The organism is Robertmurraya sp. FSL R5-0851 (genome assembly GCF_038002965.1).
GTDB lineage: Bacteria > Bacillota > Bacilli > Bacillales > Cytobacillaceae > Robertmurraya_A > Robertmurraya_A beringensis.
Genome location: NZ_JBBOOE010000001.1, coordinates 2,909,982 through 2,931,165, shown reverse-complemented (window position 1 = coordinate 2,931,165; position 21,184 = coordinate 2,909,982). Strand labels below are relative to the sequence as shown.

At 37.3% G+C, this 21,184-nt stretch carries 25 protein-coding genes; 22 read left to right on the top strand and 3 right to left on the bottom strand.

Annotation, left to right across the window (positions count from 1 at the left end):
* Positions 1–6: 6 nt before the first annotated feature.
* The 3 genes from MKX65_RS15075 (at position 7) to MKX65_RS15065 (ending at position 1,937) form a co-directional block, all read left to right on the top strand.
* Positions 7–441 (top strand): BrxA/BrxB family bacilliredoxin, encoded by a 435-nt coding sequence (locus MKX65_RS15075; protein WP_160548799.1) that lies wholly within the window; start codon positions 7–9, stop codon positions 439–441.
* A gap of 21 nt (positions 442–462) precedes the next feature.
* Positions 463–1,236 (top strand): class I SAM-dependent methyltransferase, encoded by a 774-nt coding sequence (locus MKX65_RS15070; protein WP_340904367.1) that lies wholly within the window; start codon positions 463–465, stop codon positions 1,234–1,236.
* Positions 1,237–1,346: 110 nt separating this feature from the next.
* Entirely contained in the window at positions 1,347–1,937 is a 591-nt protein-coding gene (locus tag MKX65_RS15065; RefSeq protein WP_340904365.1) for a YpjP family protein, read from the top strand.
* A 487-nt stretch (positions 1,938–2,424) separates the two neighbouring features.
* Here the strand turns inward: MKX65_RS15065 and MKX65_RS15060 are convergent, their stop codons facing one another.
* Positions 2,425–3,339 carry a nuclease-related domain-containing protein gene (locus tag MKX65_RS15060; protein WP_340904363.1) on the bottom strand — a complete coding sequence of 305 codons (915 nt, stop codon included), beginning with the start codon at positions 3,337–3,339 and terminating at the stop codon, positions 2,425–2,427.
* A 169-nt stretch (positions 3,340–3,508) separates the two neighbouring features.
* On the opposite strand from MKX65_RS15060, the gene MKX65_RS15055 reads away from it, so the two are divergent.
* From MKX65_RS15055 to MKX65_RS15000, 13 genes are all read left to right on the top strand, one after another.
* On the top strand, positions 3,509–4,303 hold the full coding sequence (locus tag MKX65_RS15055) for a thymidylate synthase (protein ID WP_340904361.1): 795 nt from the start codon (positions 3,509–3,511) through the stop codon (positions 4,301–4,303).
* Positions 4,300–4,779 carry a dihydrofolate reductase gene (locus MKX65_RS15050; RefSeq protein ID WP_340904359.1) on the top strand — a complete coding sequence of 160 codons (480 nt, stop codon included), beginning with the start codon at positions 4,300–4,302 and terminating at the stop codon, positions 4,777–4,779. Before MKX65_RS15055 ends, MKX65_RS15050 begins: the two co-directional genes overlap by 4 nt.
* 81 nt (positions 4,780–4,860) lie before the next feature.
* On the top strand, positions 4,861–5,592 hold the full coding sequence (locus MKX65_RS15045) for a lysophospholipid acyltransferase family protein (protein ID WP_340904357.1): 732 nt from the start codon (positions 4,861–4,863) through the stop codon (positions 5,590–5,592).
* 167 nt (positions 5,593–5,759) lie between these two features.
* Entirely contained in the window at positions 5,760–7,028 is a 1,269-nt protein-coding gene (gene ilvA / locus MKX65_RS15040; RefSeq protein WP_340904356.1) for a threonine ammonia-lyase IlvA, read from the top strand.
* Between the two features lie 143 nt (positions 7,029–7,171).
* Entirely contained in the window at positions 7,172–7,369 is a 198-nt protein-coding gene (locus tag MKX65_RS15035) for a twin-arginine translocase TatA/TatE family subunit (protein WP_119708849.1), read from the top strand.
* A gap of 62 nt (positions 7,370–7,431) precedes the next feature.
* Positions 7,432–8,187, top strand: coding sequence for a twin-arginine translocase subunit TatC (gene tatC / locus MKX65_RS15030; protein ID WP_340904354.1), 756 nt, complete (start codon positions 7,432–7,434; stop codon positions 8,185–8,187).
* Between the two features lie 108 nt (positions 8,188–8,295).
* Complete coding sequence (locus MKX65_RS27130) at positions 8,296–8,634, top strand: DUF5658 family protein (protein ID WP_445677919.1); 339 nt, start codon at positions 8,296–8,298, stop codon at positions 8,632–8,634.
* A gap of 101 nt (positions 8,635–8,735) precedes the next feature.
* On the top strand, positions 8,736–8,987 hold the full coding sequence (locus MKX65_RS15025) for a DUF2535 family protein (RefSeq protein ID WP_160548790.1): 252 nt from the start codon (positions 8,736–8,738) through the stop codon (positions 8,985–8,987).
* Positions 8,988–9,127: 140 nt separating this feature from the next.
* Positions 9,128–9,970 carry a DegV family protein gene (locus MKX65_RS15020; RefSeq protein WP_340904351.1) on the top strand — a complete coding sequence of 281 codons (843 nt, stop codon included), beginning with the start codon at positions 9,128–9,130 and terminating at the stop codon, positions 9,968–9,970.
* 155 nt (positions 9,971–10,125) lie between these two features.
* Positions 10,126–11,739 carry a HAMP domain-containing sensor histidine kinase gene (locus MKX65_RS15015; protein WP_340904348.1) on the top strand — a complete coding sequence of 538 codons (1,614 nt, stop codon included), beginning with the start codon at positions 10,126–10,128 and terminating at the stop codon, positions 11,737–11,739.
* An 84-nt stretch (positions 11,740–11,823) separates the two neighbouring features.
* Positions 11,824–12,402 (top strand): SCO family protein, encoded by a 579-nt coding sequence (locus MKX65_RS15010; protein WP_340904345.1) that lies wholly within the window; start codon positions 11,824–11,826, stop codon positions 12,400–12,402.
* An 82-nt stretch (positions 12,403–12,484) separates the two neighbouring features.
* Positions 12,485–13,318 (top strand): SGNH/GDSL hydrolase family protein, encoded by an 834-nt coding sequence (locus tag MKX65_RS15005; RefSeq protein ID WP_340904342.1) that lies wholly within the window; start codon positions 12,485–12,487, stop codon positions 13,316–13,318.
* On the top strand, positions 13,311–13,886 hold the full coding sequence (locus MKX65_RS15000; protein WP_340904340.1) for a YpmS family protein: 576 nt from the start codon (positions 13,311–13,313) through the stop codon (positions 13,884–13,886). Before MKX65_RS15005 ends, MKX65_RS15000 begins: the two co-directional genes overlap by 8 nt.
* A gap of 21 nt (positions 13,887–13,907) precedes the next feature.
* Here MKX65_RS15000 and MKX65_RS14995 read toward each other — a convergent pair whose 3' ends face one another.
* Positions 13,908–14,678 (bottom strand): DUF4397 domain-containing protein, encoded by a 771-nt coding sequence (locus MKX65_RS14995; RefSeq protein WP_340904339.1) that lies wholly within the window; start codon positions 14,676–14,678, stop codon positions 13,908–13,910.
* Positions 14,679–14,974: 296 nt separating this feature from the next.
* Between MKX65_RS14995 and rsgA the strand changes: the two genes are divergently transcribed.
* The 3 genes from rsgA to msrB all read left to right on the top strand — a co-directional run bounded on the left by rsgA (position 14,975) and on the right by msrB (position 17,102).
* A complete protein-coding gene (gene rsgA, locus MKX65_RS14990; protein ID WP_340904336.1) occupies positions 14,975–16,030 on the top strand; it encodes a ribosome small subunit-dependent GTPase A in 1,056 nt (351 codons plus the stop codon).
* 119 nt (positions 16,031–16,149) lie between these two features.
* A complete protein-coding gene (gene msrA / locus MKX65_RS14985) occupies positions 16,150–16,677 on the top strand; it encodes a peptide-methionine (S)-S-oxide reductase MsrA (RefSeq protein WP_340904335.1) in 528 nt (175 codons plus the stop codon).
* Positions 16,674–17,102, top strand: coding sequence for a peptide-methionine (R)-S-oxide reductase MsrB (gene msrB / locus MKX65_RS14980; RefSeq protein WP_340904333.1), 429 nt, complete (start codon positions 16,674–16,676; stop codon positions 17,100–17,102). The genes msrA and msrB overlap by 4 nt, the downstream gene beginning before the upstream one ends.
* Before the next feature lie 29 nt (positions 17,103–17,131).
* Here the strand turns inward: msrB and MKX65_RS14975 are convergent, their stop codons facing one another.
* A complete protein-coding gene (locus MKX65_RS14975; RefSeq protein ID WP_340904332.1) occupies positions 17,132–17,737 on the bottom strand; it encodes a DUF502 domain-containing protein in 606 nt (201 codons plus the stop codon).
* Between the two features lie 179 nt (positions 17,738–17,916).
* Here MKX65_RS14975 and MKX65_RS14970 point away from each other — a divergent pair, with 179 nt between their 5' ends.
* The 3 genes from MKX65_RS14970 (at position 17,917) to MKX65_RS14960 (ending at position 20,777) form a co-directional block, all read left to right on the top strand.
* Complete coding sequence (locus MKX65_RS14970; RefSeq protein WP_119708838.1) at positions 17,917–18,078, top strand: YjcZ family sporulation protein; 162 nt, start codon at positions 17,917–17,919, stop codon at positions 18,076–18,078.
* 182 nt (positions 18,079–18,260) lie between these two features.
* A complete protein-coding gene (locus MKX65_RS14965) occupies positions 18,261–19,727 on the top strand; it encodes an NAD(P)/FAD-dependent oxidoreductase (RefSeq protein ID WP_340904328.1) in 1,467 nt (488 codons plus the stop codon).
* A gap of 72 nt (positions 19,728–19,799) precedes the next feature.
* The gene (locus MKX65_RS14960; RefSeq protein WP_340906270.1) at positions 19,800–20,777 is read left to right on the top strand and encodes a S66 family peptidase; all 978 of its coding nucleotides are present in this window, start codon (positions 19,800–19,802) and stop codon (positions 20,775–20,777) included.
* Positions 20,778–21,184: the final 407 nt, after the last annotated feature.

Genomic DNA, 21,184 nt, shown 5'->3' with positions numbered 1-21,184 from the left:
TTTTTAATGTCAATGGCATATGAGGAATATATGAGACAAATGGTAAAGCCAATGCGTGAAGAACTAGTTCATGCGGGCTTTGAAGAGTTACAAACAGAAGAAGAAGTAGAAAATTTTATGGATCAAAATGAAGACACTGCGTTAATCTTTGTTAACTCTGTATGTGGTTGTGCGGCAGGTTTAGCACGTCCTGCAGCAACTCAAGCAGTTGTTAGAACGGACAAAAAACCTGCCAAGCTTGTTACTGTTTTTGCAGGTCAAGATAAAGAGGCAACGGCAAAAATGCGTGAGTATTTCGAAGGGTTCCCACCGTCATCACCTTCTATGGTTCTTGTAAAAGGGAAGCAAGTGGTTCACTTTATCCATCGCCACGATATCGAAGACCACACAATGGAAGAAATCATGGAGAACCTCCAATCAGCATTTGAACAAAATTGTTAAAGAAAAAAGGAAAGAATCTATATGTTTGTCACAACAGCAGGACGAACCAATCCAGACATGATTGAAGAAGCAAAACAGATAGCGTTGGCCCTCGAATGTCCCTATCAGGAAAGAAGGAAAAAATCGGTTCAGACACTTCAATCCTTGTATAAGGATGACTGTATTGTCGTTGGAAAAGAGAGACTAGAGTTATTTTTAATGAACGGAGAAGAGCCGTTTTTCTTCCATCCCAATTCCTCCATGTTCAGAATCAAAAGGCTGCTAAAAAACGAACACGATCCTTTTATTGATGCAACGGGTCTGGCGAAAGGAATGAGTCTACTTGATTGTACATTAGGACTAGCCTCTGACAGTATTGTTGCAAGCTTTGTCGTTGGAGCTTCTGGAAAAGTGGTCGGGACAGAAGAAAATAAATATCTCTCTTATCTTGTCGGTCGAGGATTAAAAAGCTGGCAGTCCGGTTTGGCAGGAATGGATGAAGCTATGCGCACAATTTCGGTACAACATTCAGATGCACTATCATTTTTAAAGGAAGTCCCAAGCAATGAGTTTGATTGCGTATATATTGACCCAATGTTTGAAGAAACCATCTTAGAATCAGACGGAATTCGTGCGCTAGCTCATTTAGCGGTATATACAGAAATAAGGGAAGAGTTCATTTCAGAAGCAAAAAGAGTGGCGAGGAGACGGCTCGTGCTAAAGGATCATTTTCGTAGCGATCGCTTCGAGCAGTTTGGATTCTCAGTTATGAAAAGACCGTCTGCTAAATTCCATTTCGGAATTATTACAAAATGATGATATTTGCTATTTAATCTCCCACTTTCAACTATAAAAAGAGTATAATATGAGAAAAGAGCCATTATTTTCTAAATACTCTTAAAGACTAGTAGAAAGGATTGGAGATCATGCCAAAATGGTTGCAAAAATCCTTCGTCGTGTTGGTTACAATTTTAACATTTGGTTTGGTAACACCATCTCAAACCTTTCTATATAATCAAGCATCAGCGGAGAAACCAACACGGGAAGATGCAGTTAAATCGGAAACTACATATAATCAGCTTGAGGACACAACGGAAGAAGATTCAGACAGTAGCGGCCAGATCATTCAAAGTTGGTTAAATGAAGCAGAAGAGTTATCATACCAAAAATTTGGAAGTAGAATCAAGCCTGTGATAGAAGACGAATTCAAACAGGTCATTCTACCAAATATTCATAAAGCAATTGAAGAAGTAGCCGTGCAGTACCCGGAAGAAAAACTAGCATACCTAGAATTAAGCGAAGTCCCAACTGGAGGCAACGCTGAAAAAATATTTCACCTGTATAGCAAAGAAAGCAACAAAGACATCATCCGCTTCCACGTAAGAAAAGACCACCCACCCCAAAGTGGCTATTGGTTTAACTTTCATTACCACACAAGCGAAGACAACTTCGAAGCCCACCACGAACTAGGATCGATCTATTGGGACACGAACACACCACCTAAGTGGATGAGCTAATAAGAAACCCCCTTCGACTAGAATTGGTCGGAGGGGGTTTTTGTGTGTCTGATAAGGAGGGAATAGAGGTTTGTGCGAATTAGGGAATGAGTTTTGAACTTAAGACATGTGATTTCCAGTAATTGGTATAATAGATGAACTAAGATGGGTTTTAGGACATGTGATTTCCAGAAACTAGTGGAATGAGTGAACTAAGTTGGGATATAGGACATGTGATTACCAGAAACTAGTGGAATGAGTGAACTAAGTTGGGATATAGGACATGTGATTTCCAGTAATTAGTAGAATGTGTGGACTAAGATAGGTTTTAGGACATGTGATTTCCAGAAACTGGTGGAATGAGTGAACTAAGTTGGGATATAGGACATATGATTTCCATAATTAAGTAGAATAGGTGAACTAAGTTGATCATTAGGACATGGAATTTACAAAAAACTAGTAGAATTAATGAACGAAAACCAACTTTAGGATACTTGTATTTCTATTTTTATGGGAATTCATAATATGTTGACCTCCCATTTCCCCTAGCGTTCAAATATCGATTTAATAATAAACGTACCAACCTTATTGATGGAATAATTCTGCACCAATCATAAATTTCATTTGTTGTTATCTTCCTCTCAGCAAAGAGTATTTTAAACTCTTTTACAGTGCGAACAAAAGCAGCTTCCACCGATTCAAAATCACCGCAATTTTTACAATGTAATAGAACCTCCCCCCATTGCTTATAAAACTCACCACACCCCCTACACTCTAACCCTTTCCTCAAGGATTCATAATTATACCTAGGTACTCTCAGGAATGGAGTAGTAACCATATGATCATCGTACAATTGTTTCGCTAGTTTGGTATGTTGGGTTGTAAGTGTTCCTCTTTTAGATTTGAGTGTACTTTGAAGATGTTGAAGTTGCGTAGGGAAGACAACAGGTAAATCGATAGGTGCTTGGTAAAGGGTGAAGGTGGGATTTACAAATACAATTTTAGATTCAATGGGGATAGAAAAGCGGTGGGCCTGAAAGTATTTACGGAGCAAAGTCTCACTTCTATCAAGTTGGAGAATAGGGTTATTAATCTCTTTCCGACTAGGCAATGTATACCACTTGTTTGATTGAAAATAAAAATTATCTTCATAGTTTTTGACTTCAAAGACACATAACATATCCTTAAAAATAAGCAAGCTATCAATTTGGAAAATATTATTAGTTATCTCTAGTGTGAGATCCTTTATTATTAAACAATCATCCACTAAATTTTTAGTCAACTCATCAAATTTTAGTTCTCCTGAATATCCTTTTTCTAAATTGATATAGTACGTTTTTTCTTTTTCAGTGAACACCATTCGATTTTTCAAACATCTAAACACCTGCAACTCCATAGAAATTCCGCGCTCTTTTACAATCAAAATTAGACATCCTCTCTTAAAAACAATAAATATGAATAGCAACGACTATCGCTTGTACCAAAACTCAAATAACTCCAAAATTTTCACCTCCTAATTGACCTAGCCTCCAAAACATTATACCCTTGTAAAAGACTAGTATTTCGTAAAATTTGTGACAGTAGGTGGAAGAATGAAACAATATTTAGAGCTATGTAAGCATGTGTTAGAAAATGGAGTAAAAAAACAAGATCGTACAGGAACGGGGACCATTAGTACATTTGGTTATCAAATGCGTTTTGATTTACAAGAAGGATTTCCTCTTATTACAACCAAAAAGTTACATTTGAAATCAATCATTCATGAATTGCTTTGGTTCCTTCAAGGCGATACAAATATAAAGTATCTTCAAGAAAATGGTGTTCGGATTTGGAATGAATGGGCAGATGAAAATGGGAATTTGGGTCCTGTGTATGGCCATCAGTGGAGATCATGGACAACTTCGACAGGAGAAACAGTGGATCAAATTTCTGACCTGGTTAATCAAATTAAAACAAACCCTGATTCCAGGCGTTTAATTGTAAATGCATGGAATGTTGGAGATATTGATAAAATGGCATTGCCACCTTGTCACTGTCTGTTTCAATTTCATGTGGCTGATGGAAAGCTAAGCTGTCAGTTATATCAACGTTCGGCTGATGTGTTTTTAGGTGTACCATTTAATATAGCATCTTATGCGCTATTAACATTGATGGTTGCGCAGGTATGTGACCTTGAACCTGGTGAATTTATTCATACGTTTGGGGATGCGCATATTTACTTAAATCATGTAGAGCAAGTGGAATTACAGCTTACTAGACAGCCACATCCATTACCTACATTAAAAATAAACCCAGAGAAAAGAGACTTGTTTGGCTTTACCTTTGATGATTTTGAGTTAGTTAACTACGAGGCACATCCTCATATTAAAGGGGCTGTAAGTGTATGATTTCCCTTCTTTGGGCAATGGATGAGAAGCGGGCAATAGGTCGTAACAATCAACTTCCTTGGCATCTTCCTGAGGATTTGAAGTATTTTAAAAGAGTAACAATGGGAAAGCCCATTGCGATGGGCAGAAAAACATATGATTCCATTGGACGGCCACTACCTGGTCGAGAAAATATCGTTATTACACGTAGTCAAGGAATAACTATTGAAGGCTGTACAGTTATTCATGATGTAAAAGGTTTATTAAAGCGTAACGACGAGGAGCTATTTGTAATTGGTGGAGCTGAAATTTTTAAAGAGATTCTTCCTTTCGCAGATCGCCTTTATGTCACGGAAATTCGTGAAGAGTTCGAGGCAGATACGTTTTTCCCGGAATACAATTTATCCGACTGGGAGCTTATCGAATCCATTCCAGGTGTGAAAGACGAAAAAAATCCTTACGACTATGAATTTCTTGTGTACCAACGTAAGCAGTGAATAATCACTGCTTATTTTTTATGTTTAAAAAGAATACAATCAAGTATAATTAGTGTGGTTACATAATGGAGGGTGAACAAGATGATCAGGTTAATGGCAGTTTTTTTGTACATGAGTGGTTATTTGGTTTATAGCATACCTAAATTGAAAAGAATGAAAAAATTAGACAAACGTTTATCGGTTTCAGAGAGAGATCAGCTAATTCATGCGATTCCAAACAAATGGTCAAAAACAATTATGAAACTGACTGGATCTAAGGTGAAGGTAGAGGGGATGGAGAATCTTCCTGAAGGTGCGGTTGTCATGATTAGCAATCATGAAGGAGACTTTGATATTCCTACATTGCTAGCTAGTATTGAAAAGCCGTTTGGGTTTATATCCAAAGTAGAAGTGAAAAAAGTTCCAATCCTTTCCACTTGGATGGAAATCATGAATTGCGTGTTTATTGATCGAAGCGATCGTAGGAAATCTGTTCAGTCGATACGGGAAGCGGTTAAGTTATTAAAAGAGGGTCACTCGATTGCTATTTTCCCTGAAGGAACGAGAAGTAAAGGTGGACCGGTCGGGGAGTTTAAATCTGGTGGATTCCGACTGGCAAAGGATGCGATGGTACCGATTGTGCCAATTAGTATTTCTGGTACATCTGATGTATTTGAAAAAAATGGACGATTAGTGAAACCAGCTTCCATCCAGGTGAAGATATTACCTTGTATTCCTTCTTCAATTTTCGATCAAAAGGATATGAAGGAAGTTTCAAATTATGTTCGAGAGGTAATTGTTCATTCTCTAAAGGATGAAAAAATCGCATCATGACAAGCTAGGCTTATTGAGTCTAGCCTTTTTCTTTTTCTGAGAAAATCCTGAGCGAAGAATACCCAGTTCTATAAATTGAAAAATACAAAATTTTTTGATAATACGCTTGAAATGGTGGGTGAGAGTGGTATAATGTACTGATTATAACGGGAAAATGGAGGATGGATATGGAACAGAAAGTGATGAAAAAAAGATGGGTGCAGGTTGAAGATATTTTAATAGCGCACCACCAACTCAAAGACATCGTTGCCCATACACCGTTACAGAAAAACGAGCGTTTATCAGAAAAATATGATTGTAATGTGTATTTAAAAAGGGAAGATTTGCAGCACGTTCGCTCTTTTAAATTAAGAGGTGCTTTTTATAAGATGAAAGCGCTTGGTAAGGACAATCTTTCTAATGGGGTTGTTTGTGCAAGTGCAGGGAATCATGCTCAAGGTGTAGCATATGCGTGTCGTCATCTTGGTGTACAAGGGAAAATTTATATGCCAACGACAACACCTAAGCAAAAAGTTGGGCAAGTAGAGTTATTTGGTAGAGGATTTATTGATATTATTCTTGTTGGGGATACGTTCGATGATTCTTATGCTAAAGCAGTTGAGTGTGCAGAAAAAGAAGGAAGGACCTTCATTCATCCATTTGATGACGAGCTTGTAATCGCAGGTCAAGGAACGGTAGCTGTAGAAATACTGCAGGATTGTGAAGAAACCGTAGATTTTGTGTTTGCCAGTATTGGTGGTGGAGGACTTATGGCTGGTGTGAGCACGTATGTGAAAAGCGTCTCTCCCCAAACCAAGCTAATTGGTGTGGAGCCTTATGGGGCCCCAGCTATGAAGACTTCTTTCCATAACCAAATTGTGACTCCTCTAGATGACATTGATAAGTTCGTTGACGGAGCTGCTGTGAAAAGTGTGGGTAGTAAAACATTTGACACTTGCTACGAGCTGTTGGATGACATCCTATTGGTTCCAGAAGGGAAAGTTTGCACTAGTATTTTAGAATTATACAATGAGCATGCCATTGTTGCTGAGCCTGCCGGTGCTTTACCAATTGCGGCTCTTGATCTTTATAAGGATGAAATTAAAGGGAAAAATATTGTCGTTATTATAAGTGGTGGAAATAACGATATCGGTCGTATGCAGGAAATTAAAGAGCGTTCATTGTTGTATGAGGGGTTGCTTTATTATTTCATTGTTAACTTCCCACAACGTGCGGGTGCACTTCGTGAGTTTTTAGATGAAGTATTGTCACCAACGGATGATATTACACAATTTGAATATACTAAGAAAAATAATAAAGAAAATGGACCAGCATTAGTAGGGATCGAAATACAGAAAAAGGAAGACTACAAAGGATTAATTGAAAGATTAAACAAAAAAGGTTTTGCTTTTACAGAAGTAAATAAAGATAGTAACTTATTTAATTTGCTCATTTAATGTATAATGATAAGAGAAAAATGACATCTATTTAATTTATGAATTTCTTATGACAATGTGCTCATTTTGACTCATTCCGTTATAAAAAGTACTATAATGATAGTAGATTAGTTATTCTAATTAACCAAAGGGGATGTTCTACAGTGTTTTCAAACATCGGAGTTCCTGGATTGATCCTTATCCTTGTACTTGCTTTAATTATTTTCGGACCTAAAAAGCTCCCTGAGATTGGTCGTGCATTTGGTCAAACTCTTCGTGAATTTAAAAAATCTACCCGCGAGCTAACAAGTGATGTAATGGAAGAGCTCGATGAGGATAAAAAGAAGAATGCTACGAAATAAGGTGTAAGATATTTCTTACACTTTTTTTCTCGATTACATTTTGTTTATGGTAGGGGACTTACATGGAGGATAAAGAATTACAGCTTGTTGATCATCTAGACGAATTAAGAAAAAGACTTATTGTCTCTATTGTAGCTTTTTTTGGCTTCTTTATAGTTGGTTTTATTTACGTTGAGGAGATCTATCAATGGTTTGTTCGAGACTTAGAAGTTAAGTTGATTGCGTTAGGACCAAGTGATATCGTGTGGGTTTATTTCATGTTAGCAGGTTTAATTGCGATTGCAGGTACCATTCCTGTTCTTGCGTTGCAGATTTGGTTGTTTGTCAGACCAGCATTAAAACCTATCGAAAGAAAAATTACTTTGAGTTATATCCCTGCTTTGTTCATCTTATTTATTGTCGGCTTATGCTTTGGATATTTTGTGATTTTTCCGACCGTTATGGGTTTTTTGATCGATTTAAGTGGCGATATACTTGTTGCTAACTTTACAGCGGACAAGTACTTTCGTTTTATCATGAATATGTCGCTTCCATTTGGATTTTTGTTTGAACTACCTGTTGTCGTAATGTTTTTAACATCTTTAGGTATTGTAAATCCGTATGTACTTCAAAAAATACGGAAATATGCATATTTTGTCCTGGTTGTAATTTCTGTAATCATCTCACCCCCGGATTTTATGAGTGATATTTTAGTGACCATTCCACTTCTATTTTTATACGAGATCAGTATCAATCTTTCGAAAATTGTTTATAAAAGAAAGTTGAAAAAAGCGAAAGAGTGGGGTTTAGATGAGGATGAAAGAATAGACTTAGGATAGAAGATCAAACTCACTTTTTAATAGTGAGTTTTTTGTTATTCATAGACCATCTTTTGTATTATAATAATCTTAATTGTTCTTAATTAAGAACGGTAAGTGAAAATATAAATGAGGGTTAGTATGAATCGGAAATTAATTGGTTTTTTATTTATTTATCTCGCTCTTCTTAACGTATTTGACGCTTTTGCTACTGCACATGGATTATCACTCAATAAGATAAGGGAAATGAACCCCTACATGAATGAGATTTATCACATTCATCCACTCTTGTTTATAACGTTAAAAATTTCCTTATCCATACTTCTCATATGTATGGGAGTTATTTGGGGGAGTATGATACGAAAAAAAAGATTCATATCGTCCCTTATTATTCTAGCCTCTATCATATATACTCCAGTTTGTTTGACGCATATTTATTGGCTGACACAGCACTACTTTTCATATTGAAAAAAATTTAAATTTTTTCACAACTAGTGTATATTCAGACACACTTCGACAAATAAATATTGTATAATATATACAAACGGGTGAAAAAGAGGATTGATATTTTGCTATTCAAAAGCCTAGAGTTCAGAAATGTTGTTGGACAGAAGGTAAAAGTCATGGAAATTCCAGTATTGGAGGAAGATAGCCCTTATTATTTTTTAATCCAAGTCCGTTTGCAATCATTTATTACGTCTCTATACCGGGACAAACAGCCGAAGAAATGCTATTCTTTTAGAGACTATTTGAAAAAAGCGTTGAAGTGGCCAGTGTACCAGGATGTATTCCAAGTGCCAGAGCTAAAGAATAACGCGTAATTGATGTGTTTGTTTTATTTTGACAGGATTGTCTTTACATGAAGAGTATCGGTACATGCCGATACTCTTTCTTTTTTCGACATTAAGCTAGAATTCTGTATAATAGGTAGTGAGATTTTAGCATTAGGATGTGAAGGAATTTGAATAAAATTAAAATAGTGACTGATTCAACGGTAGACATATCCGATGAATTAGTAAGGAAGTATGATATTGAGGTTGTTCCATTATCTATTCAAATTGGAGGAGAGACGTACCTTGATCGGGTTGATTTAACCCCAAAGGATTTTTTGAATAAGATGAAGGCAGCTGAGGAGCTACCTAAAAGTTCACAACCATCTGTTGGTGTATTTGCTGAACTGTATGATCGATTAGGTTCGGAAGGGTATGATGTTCTTTCAATACATATGACTGGAGGAATGAGTGGTACAGTTCAGTCAGCCGAGACGGCAGCATCTATGTCAAAGGCAAATGTAAAGGTAGTTGATTCTCGTTTTATATCGAAAGCCCTTTCATTTCAAGTGATAGAAGCTTCTCTAATGGCCAAAGAAGGAAGAAGTATGGATGAGATATTAACTAGACTTGATCAAATTCGATCAAATACAAGATTGTTTGTCGTGGTAGATACTCTTGAAAATCTCGTGAAGGGTGGCAGAATTGGCAAAGGAAAGGCAATGATTGGTTCACTTTTGAATATCAAACCAATTGCCTCTCTAGAAGGTGGAGTATATACACCTGTTTCGAAAGCTCGAAGCTATAGTCAAGTAGCTAACTACCTTGCAAAACAATTCGCGGAAGACACAGCTGGTCATCAGATCAAAGGTGTGGGGCTCGTTCATGCAGAGGCTCCAGAGTTAAATCAAAAGCTAATCTCTGCCTTAAAAAATATAGCTGGTTTTGATTTAACAGATATTGAATATACCACTCCTATCGTTAGTACACATACTGGGCCAGGTGCCATTGGTTTTATGTACTATTTTGAGTAAATTGCCTGAACAACACCTGTTCAGGTTTTTTTTGCTCGACAAACTTCAAACACTGTTTAAAGAATTTATAAAAATATGGAGGAAAGACAAGGATTTTGGGTAGTGATGTCGAATAAAAAGGGAGTGAGACCCATTAAAAAGGGAACGGTGTATGCATGAAAAAATGGATCAGGCAACTTTCTTTATATAGGCAAGTTTTATTTTTTTCATTTTTTATTACGTTTGTTGTGATTTTCATGATTTCGAGTTTCAGTTATGCTCTACAGACAAAAAAGGAAATAGAGCAGTTAACAGATCGTGTTGAGGGCCTATCAACGCTGTGGACAGCCGTTGTGTCTCCTGAGGATGTAGAGAAAGTGATCATGACAAAGGATCCCAATGATCCTGCCGCAAAGAGACTACAACAACAGGTGAATTTAATAAATGAGAGAAACTCTTCTTATTTTCATAGTGGTATTGTAGCTACTTCTATAAATGAGGATAAAGAAGTATATGCCACAGTTGTATCGAATAGTTACGAGGGACTGAAGCCTTTTTCTTTTTATAAGTCGGTTGATATTCATAACATAGCTCTTTTGGAAGCTATTGAAGAAAAAAAAGTGGTTAGTACAAAGGTTTATACAGATGATCTAGGTACGTGGTTATCTTCGTTTGCTCCGATACAGAATGAAGAAGGAAAAGTAGTGGGCGTATTAGTCATTGATGCAGAAGCATCATTTATTAAGCATTCGCAGTTAGAAACGATCTTGTATTTAACCGTTGTTTTTGTCGTCACGATTGTTATCGTGTTTTTCACATTAAAATATGTATTAAACAATGTGATGGAGCCCGTTGATGAAATCTTATATGGTTTACACGAGGTAAGCGTCGGAAACTTCAATATACATCTAAGTGGTAAGAAAAATTCAAATCTTGACCCCTTATATGAACGGTTTAACTTTATGACGCAACAGTTAGCCATATTGTTTGATAGATTATCCATTTCAAGTCCATTAAATGGCAAGCAAGCCGTATCGGATGAACAATTACATACCTTTGAAGTGGCAATTGGGAAAATGGATACAATCATTAAAGAAACAAAATTACTTAAAGAGCTTCAGCGAGCAGAGAAAATGAATGCGATAGGTCAGTTAGCTGCTTCTGTAGCTCACGAAATTCGGAATCCAATGACGGTAGTAAAAGGATTTTTACAAATCTTTTTAGCAAAAGATGGTTTGAGTGAAGAAGAGCATATGTACGTAAAACTAATGCTTGAAGAAATGAATCGTGCCGAGAAGATTATTAATGAATATTTATCTTTAGCGAAGCCAGACCTGGAGTTCTCAGAAAAGGTAAATGCCGGGGATCTTGCACACAAAGTGATGGATTTAATGAACTCGTATGCACTTATGTCAAAAAGCATTGGGATGCAAACGAAGGTGTCAGGCGATGTTTTTATTAAAGGAAATGTTAGTGAGTTAAAGCAGGTACTAATTAATATATTGAAAAATGGGATAGAAGCGATGAAGGACGGTGGCACTCTCAGTTTGTCTGTACGAGAAGAAGGGCACTTTGGTATTTTTGAAATCTTTGATACAGGCATTGGGATGAGTGAGGATGAACTTCAAAGATTAGGGACGGCTTTTTATTCCTTGAAGGAAAAGGGCACTGGTATGGGGCTAATGGTTTGTTATCAAATCATTGAAAGAATGCGAGGGTCTATTGAAGTAGAAAGTCAAAAAGGTGTAGGAACAACTTTTCGAATTATTCTTCCGTTACATAGAGAATAGAGGAAGTTTAGTTCTTTTCCCTTTCATCTTATGATCTGGTTTGCTAGAATAAACTAGAATAGAATGATGAATGCAGGTGGATACATGAAGGTCAAGATGTTTAAATTGGTTAGTGTTCTAATGGTATTTGTTCTTGCAGCATGTGGGAATAATGGGATACCAGATGCGAAAAATTGGCCAGTTGCTGATTTCTCGTATACAAATCAGGAAGGCAAGCCCTTTAGTTTAAAAGATTTAGAAGGGAAAATTTGGGTAGCTGACTTTATTTTTACTAACTGTGAGGACGTGTGTCTTCCGATGACGTATAATATGGAAAAGCTTCAACAGATGGTCAAAGATGAAGGAATTGAAAATGTAGAGTTTGTTTCCTTCTCCGTAGATCCTAGTGTAGACACACCAGAAGTGTTAAAAGAATTTGGCGAGTATTTCAAGGTCGATTTTTCTAACTGGAATTTTCTAACTGGTTATGAGCAAACACATATAGAAGAGTTTGCAATGGATTCATTTAAGACAATAGTTAAAAAACCAACAGATCAGGACCAAGTTATTCACGGAACTGACTTTTATTTGGTTAATCAAGATGGAAAAATTATGAAATATTATACTGGTCTTAATGAAATACCATATGAGGAAATTATTAATGATATGAAAGCCCTTCAATAGACCTTTTAAAAGGTCTATTTTAGTTTATTTGACAAGCAGGTCACCATAGACTATACAAAAACTATAAAGGCAGGTGTTTTTCGTGAGGTGGGCCTTTATTCTCGTTTTTACTGTTGTACTTTCTTCTTGCAGTCAAACACAAAATCAAAAGTCAGATCAAATTCAGCTTAGGGAAACAACGGTTGAAAAAAAAGCATCTATTCCTATCGATTTTATTTCTCAACCTTTTCAAATTGTTTCCGTAGGAGATTCCTTAACTCGGGGTGTAGGAGACAGTACAAACCGTGGGGGCTATGTGCCATATCTCAAGGAGTATTTAGAAAAAGAGAAAGGGATCGCCGCGGCAGAAATCGTTAACTTTGGTGTAAGAGGCAATCGAACATCTCAGCTTATTAGTAAGCTAAAGACAGATGAAGTGAAGGATTCATTAACAACAGCTGATTTGGTCCTTATTACTATTGGTGGAAATGATGTAATGAAAGTAGTAAGAGAAAATTTTTCAACTCTAGACTTGGAGTTGTTTGAAACAGAAAAAAAGCAATTCGAAAAAAATCTTCGAACCATAATTGAGTTAATTCGTGAAATAAATCCTTCAGGTACGGTTGTCTTGATAGGATTGTATAATCCTTTTTACGAGTGGTTTCCTGATGTAGAAGAGATGGATCTCATAATGCAGGATTGGAATATGACGAGTCGGACGATATTAACCGACTATGAACGGGCTTATTTTGTAGATATAGCTGATATTTTTCATGAAAGTGAGGAGAATCTGTTATATACAGATTACTTTCATCCTAATGATTTAGGTTACGAAAAAATTGCTGTGCGAATTTACGAAACACTTTCATTAGGAATACTTACGGAACGATATGAGTTGAAATCGACTGTCAGAAATGAGGCAAGCACTGATGAATAGTTGGAAAAAACTTTTTATAGCTTTGATCATTTTTAATAGCATTGTTGTAGTTGGTGTGATTTTTTTGATTTTCCTACCTACAAAGGATGAAGAGATTGCTCTAAAGGACATCAATCAGGATGATTATGTACAATTTCATGTTCAATCAAACAAAGCCGATTTAAACCGATTGATCAATCATTATATTGAAGAGCAAGGGCTTAATGAGAGAATCAAGTACAATGTCACACTTACTGACCAGGTTGACTTGTATGGGACAATGAAGGTATTTACTCAAGATGTGGAATTAAAACTAACCTTTGAAGCAGCGTCTTTAGATAATGGTGATTTGATACTCAGACAGAAGACCATCTCGATCGGGCATCTAGAATTGCCTGTTCCAGTCGTATTAAAATTCATTCGAGATAGTTATGATCTTCCTTCTTGGATTACGATTCGGCCGAATGATGAAGAGGTGTACGTAAACCTTCATGATCTAAAACTAAAGAGCGATACAAAGGTAAGAGTAAATACATTTGATTTAAAACGAGATAATATTGTGTTTACTCTTCTTGTTCCAATAAAATAGGCGGCATAATGGCCACCTATTTTATTCTCTTTCCGTTAAAATGATGGGTTCAATGGATGGTTCCCCATGACTTAGCCCTACGGCTACAAGTGTGTACACTTGATTTCTTTGGAATGAAAGAGCTGGCAACGGCAGAAGGACATCCTTTGTACCTGTAGCTCTTACCTCAAGATCGACGGTTAATGGAGATAGGGCTAAATAATCGCTTGAGCGTCTGAACCCAATATTACGGAAAACAACATCGCCATTTTTTACGGCTATATCAACAGGTTGAGTATCAGGTGAGAGATGTACAAATCGAACTTTCGTTTCACCGGACGGGATACTCGGATTATCCTCAAGCTCTACTAGCTTTAACTTTTCAACCATATCAGTAGCTGCAAGTGTATATTGCTTCCCTGCCTCCACGGTTACCTTTCTACTTAGAACGGTTGATACCATGTCTCCTGCAGGATATATATCTACTTGATATTTTCCAGCTGGTAACGATAAATAATTGCTCGTTTCTTTAAATGGAAAATCGCGTAAAATTCGATTTCCATTGATATATACATCAACTTTCGGTGCATCAGGTGAAGCATGTAGTACACGAATTCTAGCTGGTGAATTGCTCTGATAGTAGTTTGCAACTGATTGAGCTCTTAAGGAACTCATTGCTTTGGTCATGTACCTAATGTGTTTTTGGTAATAGTGAATATGCATGGATGGATCTAAGTATTTATAATATTGTGCTAATAAATCGTACCTAGCTGCTTTATGCAAATAGTCATCATGGTTTCTATAATCAGACAAACCCCTCACTCCTTAAAGGATATTCAGTGTAACATATGCTTTGAAGGTAGGAGAGGTGCCTATGTTTGCTTTTTTGGTTTACAGATTCCTGAATATGGGTTATAATACAAATATTATATAAAAGGTGGTGTTGTGTGATGATGAAATTAAGCATTGTTTATAGTGTTTCTAGTCAATTTCACACAGCCCAATCAGTTACTAGATAATGGTCGTTTATCTATTCCTTTTCGTACGGTAAAAACCATGGGCTGTGTATGCCTATGGTTTTTTTAGTATGTACTTTAGGAGGATAAAACGTGAATTTACAAACATTGGGATATAATCGATTTTTTGAACAGGAATTTTCTACTTTTAATGATAACCAAGTGATTGTAGGGAGAATTGCATTAGAACATAAGCATTTGTATCGTGTGTTAACAGAACATGGAGAATTACTTTGTGAGATTTCAGGTAAATTTGTTTTTCAAGCTGAAAAAAGAGAGGATTATCCAGCAGTCGGTGACTGGGTGGTTATTAAGCCTAGTCTAGATGAAGGAAAGGGGATGATCCTAGCTATACTTCCGAGACAAAGCAAATTTTCTCGAAAGACAGCAGGAAATGTAACGGAAGAACAAATTGTTGCCACGAATGTGGATACTGTTTTCTTGGTGAACTCACTAAATGACGATTTGAACTTACGGCGAATGGAAAGATACTTGCTATTAGCATGGGAAAGTGGTGCTAATCCGGTCATTGTTCTAACGAAAGCAGACTTATGCTCCGACGTTCAAATGAAGGTAAAGTTAGTGGAGAGTGTGGCACTAGGTGTACCAATTGTTGTGATTAGTGCAGTGGCAGGTAGCGGTTTTGAAGAACTGGCGATCCACTTGCTGCCCGGTAAAACGGTGGCTCTTTTAGGTTCGTCAGGAGTCGGTAAGTCCACACTTACCAACTACTTACTTGGGGTAGAAAAGCAAAAAATTCAAAGTATAAGAGATGCTGATGATAAAGGACGTCATACAACAACCCATAGAGAACTTGTTGTTTTACCGAACGGGTCTTTATTAATTGATACGCCAGGTATGAGAGAGATCCAGCTTTGGGAAGGCGGAACTGGTATGGCTGAGAGCTTCTCTGATATTCAAGAGCTTAGTAGTCATTGTAGATATAGAGACTGCAAGCATGAGGATGAGCCTGGTTGTGCAGTTACCGCTGCTATTGAAGAAGGGGTAATGGATCTAGGTCGCTTACAAAGCTACAAGAAGTTGGAAAAAGAACTGGCCTATCTGGATCGTAAGCTTGATAAAAGAGCTCAATCAGAAGAAAAGAAAAAATGGAAAAAGATTAATAAACAAATAAAACAAAAACGGTGATTCTTACAAAAACCTCTTTTTTAAAGGGGTTTTTTAACTATATGGATGCTCCTTGTTTGCATTGAAAGTCTTAATGAAATACTCTATATATGTAGGAGTCATTTGAAAAGAGGTGCCTTATGGAGAAACTTGCGACATTTGCTGGTGGATGCTTTTGGTGTATGGTAAAACCGTTTGATGAACAGCCTGGAATTATTTCTGTCATCAGTGGCTATACAGGGGGACATAAGGAAAACCCTACTTATGAAGAGGTATGCCGAGAAACAACTGGGCATTACGAGGCTGTACAAATTACGTATGATCCTGAAATATTTTCTTATGAAAAGCTATTAACTGTATACTGGCAACAAATTGATCCAACTGATCCTGGTGGACAGTTCTATGATCGGGGCCAATCGTATGAAACGGCAATCTTTTATCATGACGAAGAACAACGGGTATTAGCTGAACAATCTAAGCTAGAATTAGCGCAAAGTGGTCGTTTTTCAAAGCCTATCGCGACAAAAATTTTACCGGCAAAAGAATTTTATGCCGCTGAAGATTATCATCAGCAATTTTATAAAAAGAACCCCGTACGATATGGAAGATATTCTGAGGGGTCTGGGCGCAATGCCTTTATTAAGAAAGCTTGGGGGAATGACCAATGAAAAAAGAAGGAGATTTGAAAGAAAGTTTAACTCCTATGCAATATGAAGTGACTCAAAGAAATGGAACGGAGCCGCCGTTTCGAAATGAATATTGGGATCAATTTGGTGACGGTATTTATGTAGATATTGTTTCAGGAAAACCGCTCTTTAGTTCGAAGGATAAATATGATGCGGGATGTGGGTGGCCAAGCTTTACAAAGCCAATTGATGAGGAAGAGATTATTGAAAAAATAGATCGCAGTCACTTTATGGTTCGTACAGAAGTCCGTAGTAAATCTGCTGATTCTCATCTTGGTCATGTGTTTGATGATGGACCAGGGCCGACGAAGCTAAGGTATTGTATCAACTCTGCAGCACTGGAATTTATTCCCGTTGATGAACTGGATGAAAAAGGGTACGGTAAGTATAAAATTTTATTTTCATAAATCAAAAGGTAAAAGCCATAATGCGGCTTTTACCTTTCTTTTTGAGCTTCTATCAAGGTTGTTTTTTTTGAAGTCATGCCCCCAGATAGGATAAATTTCATTGCATCCTCTGGTTTAACATCAATAAATTCAACATCCTCTTTTTTGATTAAAAAAGTGAATCCAGCAACTTGGAAGGTTTGAGGGACATACACAGCGATATAATCGCTTAACGGCTCGTAAAATACGTCAAGATCCTCTGCTGTAACAAATCCAAGGCTTTTCATATTTGTGCCAGGAACGGTTACAAGTGCAACTTTTGAGAAGGATTTTTTTTCACCTAAGAAGGAATGGACGGTATCTTTGATAACCGAATAAACAGTTTTAACGAAAGGAATTTTCTCTAATAACCTGTCAATGATTCGGAAGATGGTACCTGTCACGAACTTCGTAGATAAAAAACCTAAAATGGTAATTAACACTAACGTTGCTAAAATTCCGATACCTGGAACATACGACTCTTTAAAGTACTGCTTTAAGAACCCACCTAGAAGTCCGTCTAAAAACATGAAGGTTTTATATGTTACGTAAATCACGAGTATGATTGGTACAATCGTTAAAATACCATTTACAAAGCTCTTTAAAATACTTTTCATTTTATATAACTCCTAACCTCTTAATATAAAAACATTACAATGTTTATCCGTTTTTGACAAGGAAAACACGGGCCGCCTAAACTTTTTCGGGAAAAATGGGCATATACACATGCGGGACAAGGACCTACTACATATTGTAAATATTGTAAAAGGAAAGCTTAATTAGGAGGTATAAACATATGCATTACGGACATGGATGTGACCCTTGTTACCCTGGTTACGGGTACCCTACAGCAGTTTCGCCAGTTGGATGTGGATATGGTGGCGGTTTTGCATTAATCGTTGTCCTTTTCATTCTACTCATCATCATCGGTGCTAGTTTCTACGGAAAAGGATGCTAATATAAACAAAAGCTCGAGCATAGTGCTCGAGTTTTTGTTTGTTTATTTTAAAAAAATACGAACGTTATTTTAGTAGTTATAAAAAATGTTCGTATTTTTATTGACTGAATAATCTATATTTGGTATATTTACACATGGTTAAAGGAAATACGAATATAGATAGTAGCCTCGGAGGGAATACCTTGAAAACAAATTATGATGTTATCGTTGTTGGAGCAGGTCCTGCTGGAATTTTTACATGTTATGAACTTACATTAAAAATGCCAGAAGCATCCATATTATTGATTGATAAAGGTCACGACATATATAAAAGAAACTGTCCCATTTTACAAAAAAAAATCGATAAATGTCCACCAGCAGCTGGTAGGAAGGAATTTGCAGGTTGTCTACCTGCGTGTTCTATTACCAATGGATTTGGAGGAGCAGGTGCATACTCGGATGGAAAGTTTAATATCACCAGTGAGTTTGGAGGCTGGATGACGGATTATTTACCAGATTCACAGGTTGTTGATTTAATAAATTATGTGGACCGAATCAACCTTGACCACGGAGCGACTGAAAGCATCACTGACCCTTTAACAGATAAAGTTAGAGATATCGAAAGACGTGGATATGCAGCAGGTTTAAAGCTTCTACGTGCTCAAGTAAGACACTTAGGAACAGAACAAAATCTACAAATCCTTCAAAGCATTTACGAATACTTAAAAACAAAGATTGATATGGTCTACAAGGCGGAAGTTGAGGACTTAATCACAGAAAAAACGCCAGATGGTCATAAGGTAACTGGAATTAAATTAAAGGCTGGAGAGAGCTTATCTGCTGAAAAAGTGGTGGTAGCTCCAGGGCGTGACGGTTCGGTATGGCTGGCTAAGCTATTAAAATCAAGACGTTTAAAAATGATTAATAATCAAGTCGATATTGGTGTTCGTGTAGAAACATCGAATATTGTTATGGAAGAAATTAATGAGCATCTGTATGAAGGGAAATTTACGTTTAATACATCGGTTGGTACCCGCGTAAGAACCTTCTGTAGTAATCCTTCAGGACATGTCGTTGTAGAGAATCACTCTGGAATTATGTTAGCGAACGGTCATGCTTACAAGGATCCTAAATTAGGTAGCCCAAATACGAACTTTGCCTTATTAGTATCTCACACCTTCTCAGATCCTTTTGATAAGCCAAATGAGTACGCACATGAAATTTCTAGGCTAGCGAATAGTTTATCTAACGGTGGACTAATTGTTCAAAAGTACGGTGATATTTTAAAAGGTCGCCGTTCCACTGAAAAGCGTATTAAAGAGGGCTTTTTAGAGCCGACACTTAAAGAAGCAGTACCGGGAGATTTGGGGTTAGTGCTTCCATATAATACACTGAAGAGCTTAGTTGAAATGACAGAAGCGTTAAATCATGTATCGCCAGGTCTTGCCTCTGAGCACACATTATTCTACGGTGTGGAAGCGAAGTTTTACTCTGCACGACCAAAGCTAAATGATCGTTTTGAAACAGAAATTAGCGGGCTTTATGTTGGTGGAGATGGAGCAGGGGTTACTCGCGGGCTGGCTCAAGCAAGTGCCTGTGGCGTTTGGATCGCTAGAGATATCGTTGAGAAATCAACTAAAAGAACAAACACTGAACCCGTTTTGGTATAATATGATGGACCTGTCAAAAGATGACAGGTCCTATTTATCTATTATTTATAAAGGGGATGGATTGTGGTGGGAATGGTTCCAAGGCGTTTACAACCGGGTGATGAGGTTAGGGTCATATCACCTTCAAGAAGTATGGCCATATTAAAAGAAAAACAGGTCGATATTGCAAGAAACCGATTAGAAGCATTAGGCTTTCATGTAACGTTTGGAAAACATGTACATACACACGATGAGTTTTTTAGTACCAGCATTGAGGAGCGGATAGAAGATTTGCATACCGCCTTTCTTGATCAAAATGTAAAAGGAATTTTTACAGCCATTGGCGGCTATAATGTGAATCAACTGCTTAAATATATAGATTTTAACATCATAAAAAATAATCCAAAGGTGATTATCGGTTATAGTGATATTACCGCTTTAAGTGTATCCATCTATCAAAAGACAGGGTTGGTTACCTACTCAGGTCCACATTTTTCCTCCTTTGGAATGAAGCATGGTTTTGAGTATACCATGGATTCCTTTATCCAAGCGGTTACAAACGATGCACCTTATGAAGTAACTCCATCTGAGCTTTGGAGTGATGATCCCTGGTATTTAGACCAAGAGGATCGCCATTTTCATGAGCAAAAGGAATATCTAGTTCTCCAAGAAGGGAACGCAGAAGGTACATTGATTGGAGGGAATCTCTGTACCTTGAATCTGCTTCACGGGACCGAATTTATGCCTTCCCTCAAAGGCAGTATCTTGTTTATTGAAGATGATCACGAATCGCATGCCCTTACCTTTGACCGAGATTTGCAATCGGTGTTGCACTTACCTGGTGCCGAAGACATCCAAGCGATACTAATTGGTAGATTTCAAAAGGATTCACAGGTGACAGAAGAAGCATTACGGAAAATCATTTCCTCAAAGAGGGAGATCTCTTACATCCCGGTTATAGCAAATGTGAACTTTGGACATGTCAGTCCGATTGCGACCATTCCAGTTGGAGGAAAGGCAACCATTGAAGCGAAGCAAGAAAGCTGCTTTATACAGATCGAACAATCATAAAAATTTGGCTAATGGTCTTTATATGCGAGATGAAGACCGTTAGCCTTTAAGTAACCAGAGGAAACGTCCTTCATAAGGCTAATGAAGACCGTTAGCCCTTAAAAAATCAGAGGAAACGTCCTTCATAAGCGAGATGAAGACCGTTAGCCCTTAAAAAACCAGAGGAAACGTCCTTCATAAGCGAGATGAAGACCGTTAGCCCTAAAGTAATAGAGGAAACGTCCTTCATAAGCGAGATGAAGACCGTTAGCCCTTAAAAAGTCAGAGGAAACGTCCTTCATAAGCGAGATGAAGACCGTTAGCCCTAAAGTAATAGAGGAAACGTCCTTCATAAGCGAGATGAAGACCGTTAGCCCTAAAGTAACCAGAGGAAACGTCCTTCATAAGGCTAATGAAGACCGTTAGCC

Bases quoted from the DNA above. Each gene is read 5' to 3' on its own strand.
- MKX65_RS14975 (WP_340904332.1), bottom strand. From the start codon at position 17,737: ATGAAAAGTATTTTAAAGAGCTTTGTAAATGGTATTTTAACGATTGTA.
- MKX65_RS15075 (WP_160548799.1), top strand. From the start codon at position 7: ATGTCAATGGCATATGAGGAATATATGAGACAAATGGTAAAGCCAATG.
- MKX65_RS15055 (WP_340904361.1), top strand. From the start codon at position 3,509: ATGAAACAATATTTAGAGCTATGTAAGCATGTGTTAGAAAATGGAGTA.
- MKX65_RS27130 (WP_445677919.1), top strand. From the start codon at position 8,296: ATGAGGGTTAGTATGAATCGGAAATTAATTGGTTTTTTATTTATTTAT.
- msrA (WP_340904335.1), top strand. From the start codon at position 16,150: ATGGAGAAACTTGCGACATTTGCTGGTGGATGCTTTTGGTGTATGGTA.
- MKX65_RS15050 (WP_340904359.1), top strand. From the start codon at position 4,300: ATGATTTCCCTTCTTTGGGCAATGGATGAGAAGCGGGCAATAGGTCGT.
- MKX65_RS14970 (WP_119708838.1), top strand. From the start codon at position 17,917: ATGCATTACGGACATGGATGTGACCCTTGTTACCCTGGTTACGGGTAC.
- MKX65_RS15070 (WP_340904367.1), top strand. From the start codon at position 463: ATGTTTGTCACAACAGCAGGACGAACCAATCCAGACATGATTGAAGAA.
- tatC (WP_340904354.1), top strand. From the start codon at position 7,432: ATGGAGGATAAAGAATTACAGCTTGTTGATCATCTAGACGAATTAAGA.
- msrB (WP_340904333.1), top strand. From the start codon at position 16,674: ATGAAAAAAGAAGGAGATTTGAAAGAAAGTTTAACTCCTATGCAATAT.
- MKX65_RS15000 (WP_340904340.1), top strand. From the start codon at position 13,311: ATGAATAGTTGGAAAAAACTTTTTATAGCTTTGATCATTTTTAATAGC.
- MKX65_RS15045 (WP_340904357.1), top strand. From the start codon at position 4,861: ATGATCAGGTTAATGGCAGTTTTTTTGTACATGAGTGGTTATTTGGTT.
- MKX65_RS15015 (WP_340904348.1), top strand. From the start codon at position 10,126: ATGAAAAAATGGATCAGGCAACTTTCTTTATATAGGCAAGTTTTATTT.
- ilvA (WP_340904356.1), top strand. From the start codon at position 5,760: ATGGAACAGAAAGTGATGAAAAAAAGATGGGTGCAGGTTGAAGATATT.
- MKX65_RS15065 (WP_340904365.1), top strand. From the start codon at position 1,347: ATGCCAAAATGGTTGCAAAAATCCTTCGTCGTGTTGGTTACAATTTTA.
- MKX65_RS14960 (WP_340906270.1), top strand. From the start codon at position 19,800: ATGGTTCCAAGGCGTTTACAACCGGGTGATGAGGTTAGGGTCATATCA.
- MKX65_RS15010 (WP_340904345.1), top strand. From the start codon at position 11,824: ATGAAGGTCAAGATGTTTAAATTGGTTAGTGTTCTAATGGTATTTGTT.